The sequence below is a fragment of the Paraburkholderia sp. UCT70 genome, from assembly GCF_050434085.1.
Lineage (GTDB): Bacteria > Pseudomonadota > Gammaproteobacteria > Burkholderiales > Burkholderiaceae > Paraburkholderia > Paraburkholderia tuberum.
The window spans coordinates 3,054,446-3,077,092 of record NZ_JBNPVZ010000002.1 but is presented as its reverse complement, the minus strand read 5'-3'; the positions used below and the strand labels follow the sequence as shown (position 1 = coordinate 3,077,092).

The following is a 22,647-nucleotide window of genomic DNA, read 5'->3' as shown; positions in this document are numbered from 1 at the left end:
CGACCGATCTCGCAAGCTGGAAGCGGCTTGAGCGTAGAGACGCTGAGAACGCTTGCGTTGACGAGCAAAGGCTCGCATGGCCGCGCCTATCAGCTCGCTGCGAAACGCCGGGGCTCATGATTCGCATGCTGATCGTGGGTTACTGCTTCGGTGTCCGGTCCGAGCGACGGCTATGCGAAGACCTTTGAGCTTCCTCGACGACATCATCAACTTCGTCAACTGTCGCCAGGCATCGAGCGCGTCGCGCGGCTCTTGACATGATCGATGAACGCACGCAGCTTCGGCATGATCTGGCGGCGGCTCGGATAGTAGAGAAACACGCCCGGGACCATCGGCGCGTACGCCTGCAGAACGTGCACCAGCTTTCCCGTTCGCAACCCCTCGGCGGCCATCGGCTCGGGTAGCTGGGCAAGGCCAACGCCTTCGATCGCCGCGCCCAGCACGCTCGGAAAATCGCTGGCGATGAAAGGACCGGAGACGGCGATCTCGATCGGCTGACCGTTATCGTTGAACGACCACAACGCGAGCGCGCCGCTGGAGCGCCGCCAGCGAATGCATGCATGCTCGCGCAGATCGTCCATTTGCTCGGGGCGGCCGCGCGCCGCGAAATAGGCAGGACTTCCCACGACGACAAAACGGAACGGTGCCGTGAGCGGCACCGCGACCATGTCGGCGGCGACGAACTGACCGAGTCGGATGCCGGCGTCGAAGCCTTCCGTCGCGAGATCGATCAGCTCCTTGCTGGCCGCTATTTCCACCTCGACCTCGGGATTGGCCTTGCAGAATGACGCGATCAGCGGCTCCAGCAGGATCGGCACGACTGCACGCGGCACGGAAAGACGCAACAGGCCGGACGGTCGCTCGCCGAGTCCGCGCGCCACCTCGCTGGCGGCGACGAGTTCCTCGAAGGCGGGCTTGGCCCGAGCGAGAAAGCGCTCGCCGGCTTCGGTCAAGCCGACGCTGCGCGTGGTGCGGATGAAGAGCGTCGCACCGAGGCGGGCTTCGAGCACACGCACCGCCTGACTGACGGCCGACGGCGTCACGCCCAGTTGTGCGGCGGCCCCGCGAAAACTGCGATGCTCGGCAACGCTGAGGAAGACTTCGACGCCGTCGAGCGCGCCCTGCCTGACTGTGAAGTTCTGCTTCATAGCCTGTCAACATTGTGAGGAATAGTCACCCGCGCGAGACGATGGTACACCTAACATCTGCGCATCCAACACTTGACAAGGAGGCACCATGTCATCGCGGCTTCTGTTCCAGTCGCACCTCGTTTTGGGCTATCTCGCCTGGCTGCTGTGCTTCGGCACCTACGTGTGGCCGAAGCTCAAGTCGATGGCTCCATTCGACGCGCAACGCGCGATCGCCACGTTGCACAGCTTCCGCTTCTTCGGGCTCGCCTTTCTGTTGCCTGGTGTCGTCAGTCCGCAACTGTCCGCGAGCTTCGCCGTGTTCGCCGCCTATGGGGATTTCGCCACGGGAGTGCTGGCGATGCTGGCGTTGCTGACGGCCCGGATACGTCCGCTTTTCTGGTCGTTCGTCGTCGCTTTCAACCTTGTTGGTATGGCCGACCTGATCATCGACTACTACCACGCAACCGCGGCCGATCTGCCCGCGCATGCAGGCGAGCTGGGCGCCTTGTACGCGATTCCGATCATCTATGTGCCGACGCTGGCGATCACGCATGTTGCCGCCTTCTATCTGATGTTGCGCCCTCGGCTGAAGCGGCGTCACGCCCGTCCTTCCGTCGGCCGTGACATTTCCCAGGCGTAGCCTGTTGCACTGGCCGCAGTTCGGCCACGTAACGAGGAATCCGATCAGCATCGAGCGACGTTTTTACGCCTTCCACCTGCGTTATGCTGTCGGTCGTCGAGTCGATGCTCGCGGCCTGAACTAAGCAGGTGCGCAAAACCGGCCTGATGCGGCCGGGTGGTACCCTTCACTGGCACTTCCGGCTTTTGTGCATGCGACCTGATTCTCGCGTCCCTTGGCCCGACGACGCGAGCAAACGCCCGGAACGGCCACTGAACTCAGCGAGGTGCCGACGTGAAATACCGCATGCTATTGCTGCCGCTTTTTCTCGCCGCCTGCGCACAGGCACCGGAAGTGACAGCGCCGGCGCCATCGGCAACCACGGCGGCCGCCAACCCGGCGTCGCCGACCGGCACCGATCTGTTGACCCGATACCACTGGCAACTGAACAACGCGATCGATCGCAATGGCACGCACATCGATGCCCTGTTCGCCCGCCCAGACAGGCCAGTGCAGCTCGACTTCAGTCCGTACCGGATCACCGTCGTCAATAGCTGCAACAGCATGGGAGCGGGTTACACCGTCAGGAAAGGGTATTTGCAGATCGGCCCGATGGTCAGCACGATGATGGCCTGCCACGATGCCGCGCTTGCCGCACTCGACGATGCGATCTCGCAGCGTGTGCGCGGCAGCGTCAACGTGACCCTGCTCGCGCGGGACAACGCGCCGAGCCTGCAACTGGTCACCGATAGCGGCGACACGCTGAGCTTTACCGGTGTGCCCACGGCCGAGACGCGCTACGGCGGCCCCGGTCAAATAGCGTTCCTTGAAGTGGCGGCGCAGTCCGTGCCGTGCAACCATCCGTTGATGCCGAACGCGCAATGTCTGCTCGTGCGCGGTCGCTTCTTCGACGAGCAGGGCCTGGCGACCGGCACGCCTGGTCCGTGGCACCCGTTGAATCAGGATATCGAAGGCTATACGCACACGCCGGGCATCCGTAACGTCGTGCGCGTGAAGCGTTTCACAGTCAGGAACCCGCCTGCCGATGGGCCGTCGGCCGCTTATGTGCTGGACCTGGTCGTCGAATCGGAGAAGGTCGGGCAGTAATGCTTCTTCAAACGTGCCGCCAGGCACATTGGCGGCACGGCTCCCCACCAGCGTGACTTCACACCTTCTGAATCAGCCGCCCCAGCGGCGCGAGCGGTCCCACCGGCAGGTATTCATACTTCATCAGCCCGTCAGCCACGAGCGGCAACGCGTTGAGTATTGCCTTGGCCTCGTCGACCGACCCGACGTTCATCAGGAAAATCGGTCCGACCTTGTCGCGGAACCAGAACTGCTCGACCTTGCCGTCGAGATAAAGCTGGAGCGTGGCCGGCACCTCGTGGGGCATGTGCTGCTGGAGCTTGTCCGGGGTGAGGGTCGGTTGTGCGGTTGCGATGGCGAAAACTTTCATCAGTGACCTCCTGGGTCGACGTTGGTTGCGATGTACAACGAGGCTCACTGTAGCCCTCGGCCGGGAAAAGCTGTATCGTCGCAAATGACAACTTTAGGGTCATTTACGCCATGCGCATCGCCGTGCTCGCCTTGCAGGGGCTGTTCGACACCGGTCTCACCGTCATGCTCGACGCGTTCTCGCTCGCCAACCGGTTCGCGGCCGCGAAGATGGGCGGGCGGCCGCACTTCGAACTGTCGGTCGTCGGCGTGCGCAAGAAGGTTCGCTCAGGGCAGGGGCTGACCATCCCCGTGCAAGCGATCACCGCGGACCTGAAGCCGGACTGGGTGATCATTCCCGCGCTCAGTACCGGTACGCCGGAGCAGCTGGTACCCGCGCTCGAGCGGCCGGACGTGCGCGACGCCAGGGTGCAAATGCTGGCATGGCATGCACAGGGCACGTTGATCGCCGCGTCGTGCATCGGCACGTTCCTCGTCGCGGAAACCGGACTCCTCGATCATCGCGAAGCGACCACGACCTGGTGGCTGGGTCCATTGTTCCGGCAACGCTATCCGGCCGTGTTGCTCGACGAGTCGCGCATGCTGGTGCCATCGGACGTCGGTGTGACTGCGGGCGCGGCGATGGGGCATCTCGATCTCGCGCTGTGGTTGATCCGCCGCGCGAGCCCCGAGCTGGCTACGCTCGTGTCGCGCTACCTGCTCGCCGACCTACGCTCATCGCAGGCGCCGTACATCATCCCGAACCATCTGGCTCAGGCCGATCCGCTGATTCAGCGTTTCGAGCGATGGGCGCGCGATCATCTGAAGGAAGGGTTCTCGCTGCAGCATGCTGCGGCCGCATTGGCGACGAGCGCGCGTACGCTGCAGCGTCGTTGCCAGGACGTGCTCGGCAAATCGCCATTGGCTTACTTTCAGGACCTGCGTGTCGAGTATGCGCAGTCGCTGCTGCATGGCAGCGGCCTCGGCATCGACGCGATTGCGGCCGAGGTCGGCTATGTCGACGGTGCCACGTTGCGCACGCTGTTGCGCCAACGGCTCGGCAAAGGCGTGCGCGATCTTCGTGCGGATCTGCGTTGAAGGCTATAGCGAGCGCGGCAGCGAAGCCGATTGCAAAGTCGACTCTTTCTTCTTTACTCGCCTGACACTATTTGCCAGGCGGCCAGCACATTCAATCGTCGGTTGCGATCCGGAGAGCGCGTCGCCGTTGGTTGAGATCCTTTCGCGGAGACCTGCAATGCATGCCGTGGCCCGCCGGCGGCTCGCGGCACGCCGCTTGCCATGCACCGCATTGCCGTATACCTTCGCGCCTCATATCCCGGCGGCGGCTACGACGGCACGATTCCCGCGCCGACAGGTAACGTGCCGGCCGGCCCGACCGCGCAACTGACTCCGCTTGGCCGCGGCTACGCGGTGTTCGCGAGTGACTCGGGACACGAGGCCAATGCGCTCGGCAGCGAGGACGCGTCGTTCGGCGTGAACGACGAAGCGATGCAGAACTTCAACGGCGACGCACTGAAGAAAACCCGCGACGCGGCCGTCTATCTGATCGACGCGCGCTACGCGGTGAAGGCGCCGAAGCGGGCGTATTTCGCGGGCGGCTCGTCGGGCGGACGCGAGGCGCTGGCGGTGGTGCAACGCTGGCCGCAGGATTGGGACGGCTCGATCGTGCTGTATCCGGCATAGGCGGCCGCGAGCCTCGATCTGCAGTTCGGCCGCATCACGCGCGCACTGGCGGCGCCGGGTGCCTATCTCGACCAGGCGAAGCGCACGGTGCTGCTCGACACGGTACTCGCGAGTTGCGACGCGCTCGACGGCGTTGCCGACGGTCTGATCAGCAACGTCGTTGCGTGAAACGCGACCTTCAATCCCGCGACGGCGACGCTGAACGGCACGCCGCTGCGTTGCGCGGGCGGCGCGGATACCGGCAACACCTGTCTGTCCGACGCGCAGATCGCGGCGCTGAACGTGTACAACACGCCGGTCACGTTCGGCTACACCCTCGCGAGCGGCGAGACGCAGTATCCGGGCTTCAACGTGTATGGCGCCGATCTCGGTATCGCGAATCCTTCGGCGTTGCAGCCGACAGTGACCACGCTCGCGCTCGGCATGTCACAGCCCGCATCGTCGATGCCCACGACCGCGCCGTATCTGAGCGTGTTCTGGGACCAGTGGATCCGCTACTTCGTCACGCGCGACCCGAACTACAACCCGCTCGCCGTCGATCCGCAGAATCCGGGCAGTCTGCAGGCGCGCATCAGTCAGCTGACGGGCCTGCACGACGTCAACAAGACGGATCTGTCGGCCTTCAATGCGAAGGGCGGCAAGATCCTGATGGCGCACGGCATGACCGACGCGCTCGTCAGCACGCGTTCGACCGAGCAGTACTATCAGCGTCTGCAAGCGACGATGGGCGTGTCCACCGTGGCGAACTTCGTGCGCTTCTACGAGATTCCCGGCTATGGCCATGCGGTCAGCACCGTGTTCAACGCCTCGTGGGATTCGCTGACGACGCTCGAAAACTGGGTCGAAAACGGCGTGGTGCCGCCCGCGCAGATCGTCGCCGATACGGCGGGCGTGCCCGGACGCACACGGCCGCTGTGCCAATATCCGACCTTTCCGCGCTATAACGGCTCGGGCGACGTGAACGTCGCGGCGAATTTCACCTGCGCAAGCCAGTAGGCGCTGTTCAACTGACGTTGAAATGCACGCGGATGTTTTGCGTGCTTTCGACGGGCCGGCCATCGCGCAGCGCGGGAAAAAAGCGCCAGCGCCGCAACGTGTCGAGCAGCAGCTGATTGAGACGGGGGTTCGGCGTCGCGTGAATGAGCTCGACATCGACCGAGCCGTCGGCGTGGATCGTGAAGCGGGCTGTCGCGATCGTCTGATAGGCCTGCTCGCGCAAGTCGTCGGGCAGCGTCGGTAGCGGTTGCGATATGGAGCGGGCGGCGGTGTTGGAGCTTGCCGAGGCGGCTGGAGCGGCGTCGCGCTGTGCGGATGATTGCTGCGATCCCGCGGCGGCCGTTTGTTCCGGCTGCTCGTCTTGCGACGGGCGTTGTGCCTGACTAGCAACCGGTGCCGACGGCGCCGCGGCAGCGGGCGTCTTCAGCGTCTGCGGCCTGGTTGGCACAGGCGGCACCGCGCTATGCGCTGAGGTACGCGATTGCGTCTGCGCGTGCCGTGGCGCCTGTTCCGCTGGAACCGCAACGGGAGTTTGCGACGGACGGGATTCAGGCGGCGCAGGCTCGTCGAGCACGACCACGCGCATATCCAGTGGAGCAGGCGGTGGGGCTGGCTGACTCGACTTCAGCAACCCGGACGACAGCGCAGCCAGCACCAGAAGCCAGATACCCAGCGAGATCAGACAAGCGACGGCGGTACGCAGCGGTCCCACAACGTGCCCCCCGAACAGCTCGCGGCAGGCTTTAATCACGATGCACGGCAATCAGAAAGTGTTCGGCGCCCGCACGTCGCGCCGCGAGCATGGCCTGCACGACCGCGCCGTGACCCGCGTGATCGTCGGCCGCGATGACGACGTTGCCGTCCGCGCGCAGCAGGCGCTTCACTTCAGGCTCGATCTGATCCGCGCGAACGACGTGGCGATTGACCGAGACCTCGTCGTTGCCGTTCACCGATATCGTCAGCGGCTCGCTCGTGCTGATCGGCTGCGCGCGTCCCGAAGGCAGGTTGATCCGCACCGCGTCAAGACGTTGCATCGCCAGCGAGGCGAGCATGAAGGTCGCGAGCAGAAAGAACATCACGTCGATCATCGGAATGATTTCGATGCGGCCGCGCCGCGAGGCGCGCGAGCGTTTGAGTTTCATCAGCGCTCTCCTCGCGCCTCTTGTTGCAGGCGCAGCGCGCTGAGTCGCGCGTTGGCGAACAGTTCGAGTTCATCCATCAGACGCTCGAGCCGCCGTGAAAAATAGTTGAACGCGAACAGTGCGAAGACCGCGACGATGAGTCCGATCGCGGTCGCCACCAGCGACTGCGCCACCCCGCCCGTGACGCCGCCCGGATCGACGAGCCCATTGCCGCCGAACAGCTGGAATGACTTCATCATCCCGACGATCGTGCCGAGCAAGCCGAGCAGCGGCGCCGCCGTGACGATCGTCTCCAGTAGCCACAGACCGCGGCCCATGTCGCGCTCGATCTGTGACGCGATCGATTGCGCCGACGCCTCGCGCAGCCACAGCGGCGAGTCGGATTCCGACAGCCACGGCGCGGCCATACGCCGAAACGCGTGGTGGGGGGCGAGACGGTCGAGACGGTTGTCATCGGCTGACGACGTGGGTTGCAAAACGCGCGCCGGTGCGCTTGCGAAGCGGGCAAACACATACGCCCGCTCGATGATGATGGTCAATGCGAGCACGCCGAGCACGCTGAGCGGATACATGATCCACCCGCCGGTGCGCATCGCCGCGATAAAGCCTGTCCATTCCTGCATGATGGTTCTCCCTGCCGTCGATCAGAAGTACTTGGTCACGCCCGCATAGACCGCGAAATGCGGACCGTACTGCGGCGCGCCGACGCCGATGCCCGAGCCGTCACGCAACTCGTACACGCGGTTGAATGCGTTGATCACCACCATACGCGCGTCGAACTTGCCGATCATCGGCTCGTTGAAGTGCTGGATTACGCCGAGGTTGAACTGCGCATAGACGGGCAGGCGATCGGTGTTCGCAAAACCGCTGCGCAGGCCGGAGCCGACGATTCCGTCGAACGTGAAGGTGGTTTGATGGAAGTCGTATGCCCCGCCGAACGATGCGGTCACGCGCTGGTCGTGATCGAGGTACACCCAGTTGTTCGAGATGTACGCCAGTTCGTCCGCACCGAAATTGAACTGCGCGGAGTTGATGTTCTTGCCTTGCGCGCGGCTATACGCGAGGTTCAGATAAGCGGAGAGATTGTCCTGTTTGTAGTTGGCGGTGAATTCGACGCCATACGTTCTGCCGTACTGGTAGTTGAACGGCACGTAGATCAGAGCGGAACCGAACTGTCCTTCGTCGAGCAGGTCGGTCGATTTCTTGTAGTACGCGTCGAGTCCGAGCGTAACGGCAGGGCCGAGTTTCTGCGTGATGCCGAGATCGAAATAGTGGCTGCGTTCCGGCTTTACGGGATCGTTCTGCGTTACCGAACTCTGATTCGTCGTGCCGTCGAACTTCGATATCGTCGAGCCGGACACGAGTTCGAACGGCGGCGGCGTGAAGTAGCGCGCGTAGCCGGCGTGCAGCGTCGTCGACGGCGTGAGCGTGTAGACGAGGCCGACGCGCGGGCTCAACTGGCTCGCGCTCGTGTACTCGTCCATGCGGTCGTAGCGCAAGCCATAGTTCAGCGTGAGCCGGTCGGTCAGCTTCCATTCGTCCTGCGCGTAGAGGCTGTACAGATAGCCGGTCTTGCTGCTGCTGTCCTGGATGTTGAAGGGCACGTCGGAGAGCTGGTTGCCGTCCGCGTCGGCGGGGAACACAGACACGTTATTGTCGAATACCGCGTGTTCCTGCTGGAAGAAGACGCCCGCGCGAACCGTGTGACTGTCGTTGATGCGCCAGGTCGTATCGACCTGCACGCCGTTGGCTGTGTTGCTATGGAAGTCCTCCGATGCTACGCCGTTGAACATCAGGTCGCCGATCGGATCGGGGTTGAACTTCGTGCGCGTATAGCGCGTAAAGAAGGCGACCTGGTAATCGAGCGCGCCGCCGTTGGTGCCTTGAAGCGCGAGCGCCGCGAAATTGTTCAGCTCCGATTGCGTTTCGTTCAGTTGCGACGAATCGAACGTGCTGCGGCCGTTGAGCGCGAAGTTCGGCGTGAGCCCCGGCGTGTTCGGAATCTCGAACTGGTTGCTGGTCGCGCCGAACAACAGACTCACACGCGTGAGCGGATTGATCAGATACGACAGATAGCCGAATGCATTGCCCTGGCGCGTGTGATCGTGAATCGCATTGGCGCTCGCCGTCGGATTCTCGATGCCGAGATTGTTCATGCCGAGCGAGCCGCTCAGGTAGTAGCTGAACGGTCCCTCGCTGCCGAACACGTCGGCGCTCGTTTTGACGGTCTGATGGCTGCCGCCGAATACGTCGATCGAGCCGCCGCTGCCCATGTCGCCCGATTTGGTGCGGATGTCGACGATACCGGCCGTGCGGTAGCCGTACTGCGCGGGCAGGGCGCCCGTGAGCAGGTTCATTTGATCGATGATGCGCGTGTCGAGCGACTGGCCGAAGCCGCTGATCGGCTCCGGAATGATGATGCCGTTGATCCGGTATTGCAAATTGGCGTGCTCGCCGCGCACGTGCAACTGGCCGTACGAGTCGTTGGCGACGCCGGGCGCTTGCAGCAGCACCTGATTGAGCGGCGTGTTCGCGCCCGCCGGCATCGTGTCGATGTCCGCCTGCGTGAAGCGATAGACGCTGCTGCCCGTTTCGGGCAGCAAGCCGTTGCGGGCAGCGTTCAGACGTTGTGCGTTGACCTGCACGTCGAGTGTGTCGCTCTTTTGCAGTTGTACGCTGACGCTCGCCGGGGCGCCGGACTGGGCGGTCGCGATGCTGCTGCCGCTTGCAAAACCGGGCGCGGTGACGACGACCGCATACGTGCCGGGCGCCACGCCGTCGATCGAGAAGTGGCCCGACGTGTCAGTGTTCGACGCGCCAATGGAGGCGCCGCTCGCGTCCTGTACCTCCACTTTCGCGTGAGCGACGGGATGGCCCGCGGGATCGGAGACCGTGCCCGTCAATATGGCGTCGCTTGGCGCGCCCCATGCGTTCGAGATGGCGGTACAGAACACGATCGCCGCCTGTGCGGTCAGTGTGCGTTTTTTCATTGTTGTTGCTCGCGCTATGGACGATGGGTTGATGAACAGAAGCATTCGGCAAAAGCTCACCCACCTCGCCCCTGGCCGGCAGGGGAAGGACAGGCGAACTGGAGGTTGACGACGCGCGATAGCAGGCCCGTCGATCAGGACCACTTTTCGATGAGAACGGTAATGGCGATGACGGTCATAAGTGGTCGTTGAGCATGGACTGTCCGCTCATAGGTCGGACGGATTTTGTTGGACGTCGCAGTGGGCCCGTGTGAAAAACGGCAGGGCTGGAGCGCCAATTTTTGGTCATGTTATAACATAACAATTACAGCTGGCAAGTCGCAAGATGAAGGCCGCCGTAGCGCAACGGGTGAGGCATTTGCCCGTCGCCATTCGAAAAACTTGACACAGTGCATATGCACACATAAACTTCGCTCCATGAACCGTCCTCTCTCCTACGACGAATGCAACTGCTTCGCGCTGCGCCAGGCGGCGCGGCACGTCACGCAGATGTACGAGCGCCATCTCGGCAGCGTCGGGCTGACCGCTGCGCAGTTCACGATCCTCGCGAAGCTCGCGCGCACACCGAACCTGCCTATGGCGGAGCTCGCGGACGCGATGGTGATGGAGCGCACCACGCTGGTCCGCGCGATGAAGCCCCTGCAGCGCGACGGCCTCGTGCTGGCCGAGGCGGCGGACCACGACAACCGCACGTTGCTGTTCAGCCTGACGGAAAAGGGCGAGACGACGTTCGATCAGGCCTCCGTCGCATGGCGCGCCGCGCAGGATGAATTCGAAAAGAAGTTTGGCCGCGCCCGCGCAAAGACGCTGCGTACCGAGCTGTTCAGCATCACCGGTTAGATCGCGCGTAGGAACCTGCTTCGGCGGGTTTTATAACGCCGCTTGATGTGCATATGCACTAAGGAGCAAAGGAAGTGAAGCGAATGGAAGCGCTTTTCGACGACGACTGCTTTGCGATCCGCCAGGCCGCGCGTCACGTATCGCAGATCTACGACCGGCACCTGTCGAATGTCGGGCTGACCATCACGCAGTTTTCGCTGCTGGGGCGCCTGAAGCGCACCGGTCCGATGACGATGAAGCAGATTGCCGAGGCCATGCGCATGCAGCGCACCACGCTGGTCCGTACGATTCAACCGCTGCGACGCGACGGGCTGGTGTCGAGCGAGGCGATGGGCGCGGATGCGCGCGCGCTGCTGATCTCGCTGACCGCCGCGGGCGAAGAGCGGCAAGACGCAGGCCGCGCTCATTGGTATGCCGCACAGGCCGAGTTCGAGCACCGCTTCGGCGAGGAGCGCGCGGCTGCACTGCGCACCGAGCTGTTTGCGATCACCCGGGATACGCTTTGACATCAACGCTGAAGATCGCGGAGGCCGGCGCACTGCGCCGTTTTTTTCAATCTGAAGAGTGCATACGCACATATCGACACCATGTCCACAACTCCTTCGACCGTCGCGCCGCCAAGCGCGGTACAACCCGTCAGACAGGCGCGGCGTATCCCGTGGATGCTGCTCGCGATCCTCTCCGTTCTCGTCGTGTTGGCGCTTGCCACTTCGTACTGGTTCTTCGTCGGCCGCTTCGTCGAGAGCACCGACGATGCGTACGTCGGCGGCGACGTCACGGTGATGGCGCCGAAGGTCAACGGCTTCGTCACCGACGTGCTCGTGCACGACAACGAGTTCGTGCACGCCAACCAGGTGCTCGTGCGTCTCGATGCCCGCGACTACGACGCGCGCCTCGCCCAGGCCAGTGCTGAAGTGGAGAGCGCGCAGGCCGCCGTCACCGAACTCGAAGCGAAGAAATCACTGCAACTCGCGGCGATCAACGAGCAGGCCGCCGAGGTCCGCGCTTCGGGCGCCGAGCTCACACGCAGCGCCGCCGACCAGACGCGCTACCGCGAGCTCGTGAAAGACGACGCGGTGTCGAACCAGGTCGTCGAGAAGGCCGACGCCGATCTGACCAAAGCGCGCGCCGCGGTCGATCGCAGCAGCGCGGCGCTGCTCGCGGCGCAACGCCAGATCGCGGTGCTCGACGCTCAGATCGGCGACGCGAAAGCGCGCATCGCGACCGCGCAGGCCGCGCAACGCGTCGCCGCGTTGAACGTCGAGTACACGACGATCCGCTCGCCGATCGATGGCTATGTCGGCAATCGCACCGCTCGCGTTGGGCTGCTCGCCAACACGGGCGTGTCGCTGCTGACCGTCGTGCCGGCGAGCGGTTTATGGATCGACGCGAACTTCAAGGAAGATCAGCTGCGCAAAATGCATTCGGGCGACAGCGTCGACGTCGAACTCGATGCGTCGAGCACAAAGCTGCACGGCGTGGTCGACAGTCTTGCACCGGCGACCGGTGCGACCTTCAGCGTCTTGCCCGCGGAAAACGCGACCGGCAACTTCACGAAGATCGTGCAGCGCGTGCCGGTGCGCGTGCGCCTCGACGTGCCGAAGAACATGCAGGGCGTGCTGCGTCCGGGCCTGTCCGCGACCGTGAAAGTGCACCTCGATGCGGGCCATCCGGCCGCGCAGGGATGAACCGATCATGACTCACGCTTTTGACAACCCCGCCGACCAGCCGACCCGCACCAAGGTCTTCGCATTCGCGCTGATGTGCGTCGGTTTTTTCATGGCGACGCTCGATATCCAGATCGTTGCATCGTCGCTGCGAGATATCGGCGGCGGACTGTCCGCCAGTCAGGATGAACTCTCCTGGGTGCAGACCTCGTATCTGATCGCGGAGATCATCGTGATTCCGATGTCGGGGTGGCTCACGCGCGTGTTCTCGACGCGCTGGGTCTTCACCTTCTCCGCGTTCGGCTTCACGGTCACCAGCATGCTGTGTGGTCTCGCGTGGGACATCAACTCGATGATCCTGTTTCGCGGTCTGCAAGGCGCGCTCGGTGCCGCAATGATCCCGACCGTGTTCACGACCGCGTTCGTACTGTTTCCCGGCAAGCAGCGTTTGATCGCGTCGACGACGATCGGCGCGCTTGCGTCGCTTGCGCCGACGATCGGCCCGGTGATCGGCGGCTGGATCACGTCGCAATGGTCGTGGCACTGGCTGTTCTATCTGAACCTGGTACCGGGCGTCGCCGTCACGCTGTTGGTGCCGAAGTACGTGCATATCGACAAGGTCGATCTGTCCTTGCTGAAAAAGGGCGACTACTTCGGCATCTTGCTGATGTCGGGTTTTCTCGGTTGCCTCGAATACGTGCTCGAAGAGGGACCGCGCAAAAACTGGTTCGGCGACGACGTGATCGTGCTGTGCGCGTGGGTCGCGGCGATCTGCGGGTTTCTGTTCCTCGTGCATGCGTTCACCGGGAAGGAACCGATCGTCGATCTGCGCGCACTGGCGTTGCGCAATTTCGGTATCGGCAGTCTGCTGTCGTTCATTACCGGGATCGGAATCTTCTGCACCGTGTTTCTGACGCCGGTGTTTCTTGCGCGCGTGCGCGGCTTCGATTCGTTGCAGATTGGTCTCGCGTTGCTGTCCGTTGGCTGTTTTCAGTTGCTCGCGCTGGCCGCCTACTCGACGCTCGCGCGCTTCGTCGATATGCGCATGCTGATGGTGTTCGGACTCGCGCTGTTTGGTATCGGCTGCTATCTGTACGTGCCGTTGACGAACCAATGGGGCTGGCAGCAGTTGCTGATTCCACAAGCGTTGCGCGGAATTGGCCAGCAATTCTGTATTCCGCCGATCGTGACGATGGCGCTGGGTGCGTTGCCGCCGTCGCGGCTGCGCTCCGCGAGCGGGCTGTTCAATCTGATGCGCAATCTCGGCGGTGCGATTGGCATCGCGGTCAGCAGCACGATGTTGAACGACCGCCTGAATCTGCACTACGAACGGCTCGACGAACATCTGAATGCGGGCCGTCCGGTCGTCGAATCGATCTTGCAGAAGCAGGCCGAGTATCTGTCGGCCGTTGGTGGTGATGTCTTGAACGCCGCGAGTGCGGGGCTCGCCGAATTGCACGCGGCATTGATGCGCGAAGCGCTGGTGCTCGCATTCTCGGACGCCTTTCTGGCGGTTGCGCTGTGCTTCGTGGTCGGCTTGCTGAGCGTACTGTTTTCGCGCCCGTTCGGCAACACCGCGCCACCGCCCGATGCCCATTAGGAGACCAACATGAAACGAATCGTGATGAAGTTACTGGCGAGCGCGGCGTTCCTGACGCTCGCGGCCTGCGCGGTGCAACCCGCGACGCACGCGGATTTGCCGCATACGGTGCAGACGCTCGCGCCGGCCGCGTGGAACGTCGACGCGCCGCAAGACAGCGTGAACACCGATGCCTGGTGGGCGCAATTCGGCGACCCGGTCATGCATCAACTGATCGAGTCGGTGTTGACCGGCAACCTCGACGTGCAGGCCGCGGCCGAACGCGTGAAGCAGGCGCAGGACCTGGTGACGCAGAATCGCGCGGCGCTGCTGCCGGAGCTGAATGCGAACGCGCGCGCGTCGACCGAGCGGCAGAACACGCCGCCGCCGCTCGGCTATGTGCGCCAGGCCGGCTTCGGCCTCGCCGCCAGCTGGACGCCGGACGTGTTCGGCGGCGAACGTCTCGCGGTGCTCGCCTCGGAGGCGCAGGTGTCGGGTAGCGTTGCGGCGCTGAACCAGTTGCGGCTCGCGCTCGCCGCGAACACGGCGGCTGCGTATATCGATCTACGCTGGGCGCAGGCGCAATTGCAGATCCTCGACGACAACGAGCAGATTCGCAGCCGCGCGCTGAAGCTCACGCAGGAGCGTCTGCATTACGGCCTGTCGACGCAGCTCGACGTCGCCCGCGCGCAGAATCAGTTGCAGGACTTGCAGGCGCAGATTCCGCGCATGCAATCGGTGGTGCAGCATCAACTGAGTCTGATCGCCGTGTATTCGGGGCGTACGCCGGAAAGCCTCGATACGCTGCTGCTTTCCAACGCGCGCGAGATTCCGGTGCCTGCGCAAAGCGCGCCGCAGGTGTTGCCGTCCGACGCGTTGCTGCATCGACCCGACGTGCGCACCGCCTATGCGCTCGTCGAACAGCGTGCGGCGGAAGTGGGGGTATCGAAGGCGCAGCGCTATCCGCAGTTCAAGATCAACCTGACGAATGGGCTGCTCGCATCGTCGTACCTTGGCTTGCCGACGCTGACCGACAATCTGTTCAGCGCTGCGTTGAATGCGACGAGCCCGATCTTCAACGCCGGGCGCATCACCGCGAACATCGACGCGAGCGAGAGCCGCATGCGCGAATCGCAGCTCGGCTTGCAACAGACGATGTTGCAGGCGCTGAAGGAAGTCGAGGACAATCGCAGCGATCTCGTCAGCGGCGCGGTGCAGGTGCAGCGCCTGGCCGGTGCGCTCGATGCGTCGAATCACGCGCTGCGTTTGTCGACCGAGCTGTATAAGGGCGGTGCGTCGAGCTTCCTCGATGTGCTCGACGCGCAGGAAGCGTATCTGCGCGACTCGGAGTCGCTCAACCAGGCCCGTCGCGAGCACGCGCTTTCGGCGATCGCGCTGTACCGGTCGCTGGGGGGCGGGTGGGAGCAGGGGGAAACGGTGGCGGCGCAGTGAAGGCAGCGACATGAGAGCGTATAGGAGGGTTGAAGTCCGATCAAGCGTTTCGCAATCGTCACGAGTTGGTGTGTCGTGGGCGCCTGCTGGCAACGCTCCCCGGAACCGATCCCCCAATCTTTGCTACATTCCTGCACAAGCACCGAATACGCGGCACCATGAAGATGCGTCCGCCAGCGACGCGCATGATCGGCAAATCGAAATCTTTCAAGAGGCTCAAGATGCGAATTCTGGTAGTAGGAGCGGGCGCGGTAGGCGGTTATTTCGGCGGACGTCTGGCCGCGGCCGGGCAGGACGTGACCTTCCTCGTACGCGCCGGTCGCGCGGAAAAGCTACGGAGCGACGGCCTCGTCATCAACAGCCCGCGCGGCAATCTCCAGTTGCCCGACGTGAAGACGATACTGGCCGGTGTCGCCGCCGAGCCGTTCGACCTCGTGCTGCTGAGCTGCAAGGCCTACAGTCTCGACGACGCGATCGATTCGTTCACGCCGTTCGTCGGCGAAGACACGCTGATCCTACCGATGCTCAACGGCATGCGCCATATCGACGTGCTGACCGCGAGCTTCGGCAAGGAGCGCGTGCTCGGCGGTCAGTGCGTGATCGCCGCGACGCTCGATGCCGAGCAGCACATCGCGCATCTGAACGACATGCACGCGATCACGTTCGGCGAACTCGTGGGCGGCACCTCGGAGCGCACCGAGGCGATTGCCGATGCAATGTCCGGCGCGAACTTCGACGTCGCGGTCAGCGACAACATCCTGCTGCGCATGTGGGAAAAATGGGTGTTCCTCGCCACATTGGCCGCGAGTACGTGCTTGATGCGCGGTTCGGTCGGCGATATTCTGGCTGCGCCGGACGGCAAGCGCGTGATTGAGAATCTGCTCGGCGAATGCCGCGCGGCGGCCGAGCACAACGGCTTCACGATGGCCGCGGACTTCGACGTGCGCGCCACCCAGGTGCTGCTGACGCCGTCGCCTCTGACCGCGTCGATGCTGCGCGACGTCGAAAACCACTCGCACACCGAGGCGGATCATATCCTCGGCGACCTGATCTCGCGCGGCGGCGACGCGCAAAAGGGCGAACACGGCGTGTCGCTGCTGCGCATCGCCTATAGTCATCTGAAGACGTACGAAGCTCGCCAGACCCGCACTTCCTGACGGCTCGCCGCGGCCGACGCGAACGCGGATCGGGCCGATGGCGCGACGCACGCGAGCGCCGCCGCAACCTGACGATCGGAGGTCAAGCATGCCGGCTCCAACTGGATCGGTGCCCGCGCTCAGCGCCGCTTCCGCGACCGTGTTCTCGATCGGCATCGTGTTTCTCGGCTACTGGGGTATGTATGAGCCGACTGCCTGGCACAAGGCCGACGTCGTGGTCTTTGTGCTCGCGCTGGCCGGCTTCGCGTGCCTGGGCCTCGTGCCATGGATGGCGACGAGTCCCGTCGAGCCGGAGAACAGCGACTCACGCGTGCGTATCGCGCGGCATCTGTTTCTCTCGGGCGTGACCGCGATTTGGCTCGCGGTGGCGGTTTCCGTGATCTTCTGAAGCTCCGCGAAGATGCGCCGCCGCTTACTCCGGCATCTTCCTGAACGACACCGCAATGCGGTTCCAGCCGTTGATCGCAACGATCAGCAGCGTCAGGTCGCTGATTTCCTGCTCGCTAAAATGCGGCTTCACCGCGTCCCATACCGTATCCGGCACGCGCGTTTGCGCGACCAGCGTCACCGCCTCCGCCGATTCGAGCGCCGTGCTTGTGCGCGTCGGGCGTCCGTGGCGGTAAGCTTACGTTCGCCACTGGTCGGTCGAATAACCATTTCGCCGTTATTTGAGGTAACCACCCGAATGGACATTCACATCGCGGTCGAAGGCCATCACGATCTGTCCGGACAGATTTATCGGCAGTTGCGCGGGGGCATTCTCGAAGGGCGCCTTGCCGGCGGCACGCGTCTGCCGTCCACGCGCGATCTCGCGACGCAGCTCGGTGTGTCGCGCAAGACCACGCTCGACGTATTCGAGCGGCTGCTGTCAGAAGGTTATCTGAGCGCCCGCGCCGGTTCGGGCACCTTCGTCGCCGACGGACTCGAACGGTTGCCGGTTGAGCGTTCCGCCCACGCGCGCGCGGCGGCCCGCTCGCGCGAACGAGCCGCCGCGCAAGCGAAGGCCGCCGCGCGCGCGCAGCCGCTGTGGGAGCAGATGCCCGACAGTCTGCCGTTGCCGCGGCCGTCGGTGCCGTCGCCGCTCGACTTCATCGGCGGCGCGACCGACAAGACGCTGTTTCCCTTCGACGTCTGGCGCCGCTGCGTGAATCATGCGCTACGCGGCCAGGCGCGCAGCCCCGGCACCTATCGCGACGCCGCAGGGGAGCAGCAGCTGCGGCTCGCGATCTCGCGCTACCTCGCTTTCAACCGTGCGGTGTCGAGCAACTGGGAAGACGTGATCGTCACGCAGGGCGCGCAGCACGCGCTCGATCTGATGGCGCGCATCACGCTGCGGCCCGGTGAAATCGCGGCCATCGAAGACCCCGGCTACTCGCCCGCGCATGCATGCTTCAAGGTGACCGGCGCGCGCGTGGTGCCGGTACCGGTCGATCGCGAAGGCCTGATCGTCGGCAAGCTGCCGGACAAGGCACGGCTCGTCTACGTGACGCCTTCGCATCAGTTTCCGCTCGGTATGCCGATGAGCCTCGAGCGTCGCGTCGAACTGCTCGAATGGGCGCAAAAGCGCGGCGCGGTCATCATCGAGGACGACTACGACTGCGAGTACCGTTTCGAAGGCCGGCCGATGGAGCCGCTGAAGAGCCTCGATCGCGCCGGCCTCGTCGCCTACGTCGGCACGTTTTCGAAGACGATCTTCCCCGAGCTGCGCATCGGCTACCTGGTGCCGCCCGCGTCGTTGCATGGCCCGCTGCTGAAGGCGCGGCAGATCGCCGATTGTCACGGCTGCACGCTGACGCAAGCGGCGCTCGCGTCGTTCATGCTCAATGGCGACTTCGCGCGCCATCTGCGGCGCATGCACAAGGCTTACGCGGCCCGCCGCGCGATGCTGCTCGAGCATCTGCAAGGCGGTCTCGCGCGCTGGTTCGAGCCGATCGTGCCGACCGCCGGCATCCATCTGGCGGCGCGGCTCAAGGGGCCGTTGGCGTCGCTCGGCGAAGAGGTGCTCGTTGCCGCCGCGCGTGAAGCGTCGATCGGCCTCTATGGACTCGCGCCATTTCACCATCGCGTGACACCGCAGCCTGGGTTGATCTTCGGCTATGGCAGCATCGCGGCCGAACATATCGACACGGCGCTGACGACGCTCGCCGACATCCTGCAGCGCATCGCACGCTGAAACGGAGCTCGCCGCAAGCGAGGCGTAGGCATCGTCGAAACGTTGGGGGTGCGTTGCTTGACGCGTCAAACGAAGAAAATGCCCTGTTTCAAGGGGCGAAAACACCGGCTCGCCCCGACGCAACCGCCTCGAAACCACGGCCGAAACGAACTGTAACGAGCGTTACTCCTGCATGTTAAAGAGCTCGCCACGCACGTTTTAGCCGCTAAAACAGGTACTAAAACGTATTGCACCGTCGGCGCCGCGCAAAAAACTTCATCGCAATACATAAAAGAGTCGCGCAAATCGCTTTAGCGCTTGTAGAATCCGGCGTTGAAGCGTGCACATACGGTGTGCGCTTCGAGCAATTCACTGACCACAACAGGTAGGAGAAACATGCCGACTTCCGCAAAAAAGGTGGCCAAGAAGGCTGCTGCCCCGGTACCGACCAAGAAGGTTGCTGCAAAGAAAGTTCCTGCGAAGAAAGCCGTCGCAGCCAAGAAGGTCGCCGTGAAGGCGTCTGGCGCACCGTCGCCGATCAAGGACACCTTCACGAAGGCCTCGTTGGCAGCTCACATCGCTGAACGCGCTGCAGTGGAACCGAAGACCGCCAAGGCCGTGCTGGCCGCGCTCGAAGACACGATCCTCGGCACGGTGCACAAGAAAGGTGCTGGCGAATTCACGCTGTCGGGTCTGCTGAAGATCGTCGTGCAGGCTGTGCCGGCGAAGAAGAAGCGCTTCGGCAAGGACCCGTTCACGGGTGAAGAGCGCTGGTTCCCGGCCAAGCCGGCCAGCGTGCGCATCAAGACACGCGCGCTGAAGAAGCTGAAGGACGCAGCGGCAGCCTGAACGCGTTGCTCGCACGACTCAGGCGTCGGCATAGCGCTGTTGTGTTTAACCATGCCTGACGTTTGAGTGCGTGAAAAAGCGCCTGCATGCAGGTGATCGAAGTCCCCGTGGATGAAGATTCACGGGGACTTTTTTTATGCGCTCGCTTCGTAGTGCGCGTCGAGTCCATGGGCGAAACGGCAAGCGCGGCTCTCATAGTGTGCTCCCTGATGGCGCACACGCACCTGACTGGCGCATCATGATCCACGACAGTACGATCAAGGCAATCCGACGCCCTGCGGATGCGCCGTTAGCGGGCACGTCAACGCGCTCTATCCCGACACATTCAATGGCATAACGCTTGCTTGATCGAAGGTCGAATACCGAATGCGCAGCGCATTCGCCTTCCATTTGACAACAAGACTGGGGCTGACATGCGATGCTATGACGAGATGCGCCATCACGCCGATGGCGTACGGCCGCATTACATGCGCTTTGAGCGATGGTTGGACAGTCAGGGCGATGAAGCGATCGCACGCAAGCGCGCGGAAGCGGACCTGCTGTTCCGGCGCGTCGGCATCACGTTCGCAGTAAACGGCGACCTGTCAGGCACCGAGCGGCTGATTCCCTTCGATCTGATTCCGCGCATCATCCCGCGCGGCGAATGGCAGACGCTCGAAGCGGGTTTGCGACAGCGCGTGCAGGCTCTCAATCTGTTTATCCACGACGTCTATCACGATCGCAACATCGTGCGCGCGGGCATCGTGCCGGCCGACCAGGTCTATACCAACGCACAGTATCGTCCCGAGATGCAGGGCGTCGACGTGCCGCTCGGTGTTTACGCGCATATCGCGGGCGTCGACGTGGTGCGCGCCGGCGATGAAGGCGAATTCTACGTACTCGAAGACAATCTGCGTGTGCCGTCGGGCGTGTCGTACATGCTCGAAAACCGCAAGATGATGATGCGGCTCTTCCCCGAACTGTTCGTGCAGAACCGCATCGCGCCGGTCGCGCATTATCCCGACCTGCTGCTCGATACGCTGCGCTCGGTCGCGCCCGCGGGCGTCGACGATCCGGTCGTCGTCGTGCTGACGCCGGGCATGTACAACTCCGCGTATTTCGAGCATACGTTCCTCGCGCAGCAGATGGGCGTCGAGCTCGTCGAAGGCAAGGATCTGTTCGTCGACGACAACTACGTGTTCATGCGCACCACGCAAGGACCGAAGCGCGTCGACGTGATCTACCGGCGCGTCGACGACGATTTTCTCGATCCGCTTGCGTTTCGCCCCGACTCCGCGCTCGGCGTACCGGGTCTGCTCACCGCCTATCGCGCCGGCCGCGTCGCGCTCGCGAACGCGATGGGCACCGGCATCGCCGACGACAAATCGATCTACCCGTACGTGCCGGACATGATCGCGTTTTATCTTGGCGAAAAGCCGATTCTGAACAACGTACCGACCTATCAGTGCCGTAAGCCCGAGGATCTCGCCTATACGCTCGCGCATCTGCCGGAGCTGGTGGTCAAGGAAGTGCATGGCGCGGGCGGCTACGGGATGCTGGTCGGCCCCGCCTCGACAAAGGCCGAAGTCGAGGCCTTCCGCGAGCGGCTGATCGCGCGTCCGGCCGGTTATATCGCACAGCCCACGCTGGCGCTGTCCGCGTGTCCGACTTTCGTCGAATCGGGCATCGCGCCGCGCCATATCGACCTGCGGCCGTTCGTGCTGTCGGGCAAGACCACTACGATGGTGGCGGGCGGCCTCACGCGGGTCGCGTTGCAGGAGGGCTCGCTCGTCGTCAATTCATCGCAGGGTGGCGGGACCAAGGATACCTGGATGGTCGACTGACGCGGTTGCCGCCGCGCTTTTCGCCTCGCTCGCAACAGAGCAGAGCAGGGCGCGACACTCGCAACCTGATGCGCGCTGGCGCTCAACGGATAACCAGCGCGGACCTTTGTCGCTGACGAAGGCCTCGCGCGTTCAGATCACAGACATGGAACGTCGTCATGCTTAGCCGAACCGCCGATCACCTCTTCTGGATGGCCCGCTATATGGAGCGTGCGGAGAACACCGCCCGCATGCTCGACATCAACCTGAAGGCGCAACTGCTGCCGCAGACGGCCGAACAGGAGGCTCGCGCGCAGCGCTCGGTGCTGCGCATCTCCGAGCTCGAAAGCGCCTTCGCGCAGCGCTACGACGAACCGACGCGCGACCACATGCTCGACTTCATGGTCGCCGACGCAAGTAATCCGTCGAGCATTCATTCGTGCCTGCAGGCCGCGCGTGAAAACGCTCGCGCGGTGCGCGGCACGCTGACGACCGAGTGGTGGGAAACCATCAACGACACGTGGCTCGAATTCAACGAGCGGCTCGCGAGCGGGCAGGCCGCGAGCAATCCGGGCTCGTTGTTCGAGTGGGTCAAGTTCCGATCGCATCTGTCGCGCGGCGTGACGATCGGCACCGCGCTGCAGGACGACGCGTTCTTCTTCACGCAGCTGGGCACGTATCTGGAGCGCGCCGACAACACCGCGCGGATTCTCGATGTGCGTTTCGCGAACGTCGAACCGAATTCACGCGACGCGGCGCGCCAGCTCGAGGACTTCTATTACTGGACCTCGATCCTGAGTTCGGTGTCGGCGCTCGAGATCTACCGCAGGGTATATCGCGACGTCGTGACGCCCGCGCGCGTCGTCGAGCTGATGATCCTCAATCAGCAGATGCCGCGCTCGCTGCTCGCCTCGCTCGACGGCGTGTGCAGCAATCTCGCGATGCTGCGCACGTCGGGCTCGAACCAGTGCGAGCGCTTCGCCGGCAAGCTGCGCGCCGAGCTGTTGTATGCCGACATCCGGCAGATTTTCGAAAGCGGTCTCCATGCCTATCTGACGCAGTTCCTCGCTCGCGTGTTCGATCTGGGCAATCTGGTGGCGCGTACTTATCTGATGCTGCCAGTGGCCTGACGGA

General features: G+C 63.7%; 20 protein-coding genes and 3 pseudogenes. 16 read left to right on the top strand and 7 right to left on the bottom strand.

The genetic code is table 11. The features are described 5' to 3' along the window. Positions 1 to 107: 107 nt before the first annotated feature. A pseudogene (locus OKW41_RS16470) lies at positions 108 to 185 on the top strand (transposase); the annotation flags it as partial. Positions 186 to 215: 30 nt separating this feature from the next. Here the strand turns inward: OKW41_RS16470 and OKW41_RS16465 are convergent. After that, entirely contained in the window at positions 216 to 1,148 is a 933-nt protein-coding gene (locus tag OKW41_RS16465; protein ID WP_429573181.1) for a LysR family transcriptional regulator, read from the bottom strand. 88 nt (positions 1,149 to 1,236) lie between these two features. On the opposite strand from OKW41_RS16465, the gene OKW41_RS16460 reads away from it, so the two are divergent. Further along, positions 1,237 to 1,770, top strand: coding sequence for a hypothetical protein (locus OKW41_RS16460; RefSeq protein WP_429573180.1), 534 nt, complete (start codon positions 1,237 to 1,239; stop codon positions 1,768 to 1,770). Positions 1,771 to 2,043: 273 nt separating this feature from the next. Further along, complete coding sequence (locus OKW41_RS16455) at positions 2,044 to 2,856, top strand: DUF4377 domain-containing protein (protein WP_429573179.1); 813 nt, start codon at positions 2,044 to 2,046, stop codon at positions 2,854 to 2,856. A 58-nt stretch (positions 2,857 to 2,914) separates the two neighbouring features. Here the strand turns inward: OKW41_RS16455 and OKW41_RS16450 are convergent, their stop codons facing one another. Continuing rightward, a complete protein-coding gene (locus OKW41_RS16450; protein WP_429573178.1) occupies positions 2,915 to 3,205 on the bottom strand; it encodes a hypothetical protein in 291 nt (96 codons plus the stop codon). A 110-nt stretch (positions 3,206 to 3,315) separates the two neighbouring features. Between OKW41_RS16450 and OKW41_RS16445 the strand changes: the two genes are divergently transcribed. Continuing rightward, positions 3,316 to 4,281, top strand: a complete 966-nt coding sequence (locus tag OKW41_RS16445; RefSeq protein ID WP_184025144.1) for a GlxA family transcriptional regulator — start codon at positions 3,316 to 3,318, stop codon at positions 4,279 to 4,281. Between the two features lie 234 nt (positions 4,282 to 4,515). Further along, a pseudogene (locus tag OKW41_RS16440) lies at positions 4,516 to 5,883 on the top strand (tannase/feruloyl esterase family alpha/beta hydrolase); the annotation flags it as partial. Between the two features lie 7 nt (positions 5,884 to 5,890). Here the strand turns inward: OKW41_RS16440 and OKW41_RS16435 are convergent. The 4 genes from OKW41_RS16435 to OKW41_RS16420 are packed head-to-tail and all read right to left on the bottom strand — an operon-like array spanning position 5,891 to position 10,015. After that, positions 5,891 to 6,634 carry an energy transducer TonB gene (locus OKW41_RS16435; RefSeq protein WP_429573177.1) on the bottom strand — a complete coding sequence of 248 codons (744 nt, stop codon included), beginning with the start codon at positions 6,632 to 6,634 and terminating at the stop codon, positions 5,891 to 5,893. After that, a complete protein-coding gene (locus OKW41_RS16430; protein ID WP_184007118.1) occupies positions 6,627 to 7,025 on the bottom strand; it encodes an ExbD/TolR family protein in 399 nt (132 codons plus the stop codon). The genes OKW41_RS16435 and OKW41_RS16430 overlap by 8 nt, the downstream gene beginning before the upstream one ends. After that, the gene (locus OKW41_RS16425; RefSeq protein WP_090807159.1) at positions 7,025 to 7,648 is read right to left on the bottom strand and encodes a MotA/TolQ/ExbB proton channel family protein; all 624 of its coding nucleotides are present in this window, start codon (positions 7,646 to 7,648) and stop codon (positions 7,025 to 7,027) included. Before OKW41_RS16425 ends, OKW41_RS16430 begins: the two co-directional genes overlap by 1 nt. A 21-nt stretch (positions 7,649 to 7,669) precedes the next feature. After that, positions 7,670 to 10,015: a TonB-dependent receptor gene (locus OKW41_RS16420; protein WP_429573176.1), complete on the bottom strand. Its 2,346-nt coding sequence runs from the start codon at positions 10,013 to 10,015 to the stop codon at positions 7,670 to 7,672. 417 nt (positions 10,016 to 10,432) lie between these two features. Between OKW41_RS16420 and OKW41_RS16415 the strand changes: the two genes are divergently transcribed. The 7 genes from OKW41_RS16415 (at position 10,433) to OKW41_RS16385 (ending at position 17,098) form a co-directional block, all read left to right on the top strand. Further along, on the top strand, positions 10,433 to 10,855 hold the full coding sequence (locus OKW41_RS16415; protein ID WP_090807156.1) for a MarR family winged helix-turn-helix transcriptional regulator: 423 nt from the start codon (positions 10,433 to 10,435) through the stop codon (positions 10,853 to 10,855). Between the two features lie 83 nt (positions 10,856 to 10,938). Further along, a complete protein-coding gene (locus OKW41_RS16410; protein WP_184025155.1) occupies positions 10,939 to 11,361 on the top strand; it encodes a MarR family winged helix-turn-helix transcriptional regulator in 423 nt (140 codons plus the stop codon). A gap of 81 nt (positions 11,362 to 11,442) precedes the next feature. Further along, a complete protein-coding gene (locus OKW41_RS16405; protein ID WP_429573175.1) occupies positions 11,443 to 12,543 on the top strand; it encodes an HlyD family secretion protein in 1,101 nt (366 codons plus the stop codon). 7 nt (positions 12,544 to 12,550) lie between these two features. Then, the gene (locus OKW41_RS16400) at positions 12,551 to 14,122 is read left to right on the top strand and encodes a DHA2 family efflux MFS transporter permease subunit (protein ID WP_429573174.1); all 1,572 of its coding nucleotides are present in this window, start codon (positions 12,551 to 12,553) and stop codon (positions 14,120 to 14,122) included. A 9-nt stretch (positions 14,123 to 14,131) separates the two neighbouring features. After that, positions 14,132 to 15,553 (top strand): efflux transporter outer membrane subunit, encoded by a 1,422-nt coding sequence (locus tag OKW41_RS16395; RefSeq protein WP_429573173.1) that lies wholly within the window; start codon positions 14,132 to 14,134, stop codon positions 15,551 to 15,553. A gap of 221 nt (positions 15,554 to 15,774) precedes the next feature. Further along, complete coding sequence (gene panE, locus OKW41_RS16390) at positions 15,775 to 16,710, top strand: 2-dehydropantoate 2-reductase (RefSeq protein ID WP_429573172.1); 936 nt, start codon at positions 15,775 to 15,777, stop codon at positions 16,708 to 16,710. Between the two features lie 88 nt (positions 16,711 to 16,798). Then, on the top strand, positions 16,799 to 17,098 hold the full coding sequence (locus OKW41_RS16385; RefSeq protein ID WP_429444141.1) for a hypothetical protein: 300 nt from the start codon (positions 16,799 to 16,801) through the stop codon (positions 17,096 to 17,098). 24 nt (positions 17,099 to 17,122) lie between these two features. On the opposite strand, the pseudogene OKW41_RS16380 reads toward OKW41_RS16385, so the two are convergent. Beyond that, positions 17,123 to 17,311, bottom strand: a pseudogene (locus tag OKW41_RS16380) (carboxymuconolactone decarboxylase family protein); the annotation flags it as partial. 84 nt (positions 17,312 to 17,395) lie between these two features. Here OKW41_RS16380 and OKW41_RS16375 point away from each other — a divergent pair. The 4 genes from OKW41_RS16375 to OKW41_RS16360 all read left to right on the top strand — a co-directional run bounded on the left by OKW41_RS16375 (position 17,396) and on the right by OKW41_RS16360 (position 22,643). Beyond that, complete coding sequence (locus OKW41_RS16375) at positions 17,396 to 18,883, top strand: PLP-dependent aminotransferase family protein (protein ID WP_429573171.1); 1,488 nt, start codon at positions 17,396 to 17,398, stop codon at positions 18,881 to 18,883. Positions 18,884 to 19,258: 375 nt separating this feature from the next. Beyond that, positions 19,259 to 19,711: an HU family DNA-binding protein gene (locus OKW41_RS16370; protein WP_090807144.1), complete on the top strand. Its 453-nt coding sequence runs from the start codon at positions 19,259 to 19,261 to the stop codon at positions 19,709 to 19,711. Between the two features lie 413 nt (positions 19,712 to 20,124). Further along, positions 20,125 to 21,534 carry a circularly permuted type 2 ATP-grasp protein gene (locus OKW41_RS16365; RefSeq protein ID WP_429573170.1) on the top strand — a complete coding sequence of 470 codons (1,410 nt, stop codon included), beginning with the start codon at positions 20,125 to 20,127 and terminating at the stop codon, positions 21,532 to 21,534. Positions 21,535 to 21,692: 158 nt separating this feature from the next. After that, positions 21,693 to 22,643 (top strand): alpha-E domain-containing protein, encoded by a 951-nt coding sequence (locus tag OKW41_RS16360; RefSeq protein WP_429291600.1) that lies wholly within the window; start codon positions 21,693 to 21,695, stop codon positions 22,641 to 22,643. Positions 22,644 to 22,647 lie beyond the last annotated feature (4 nt).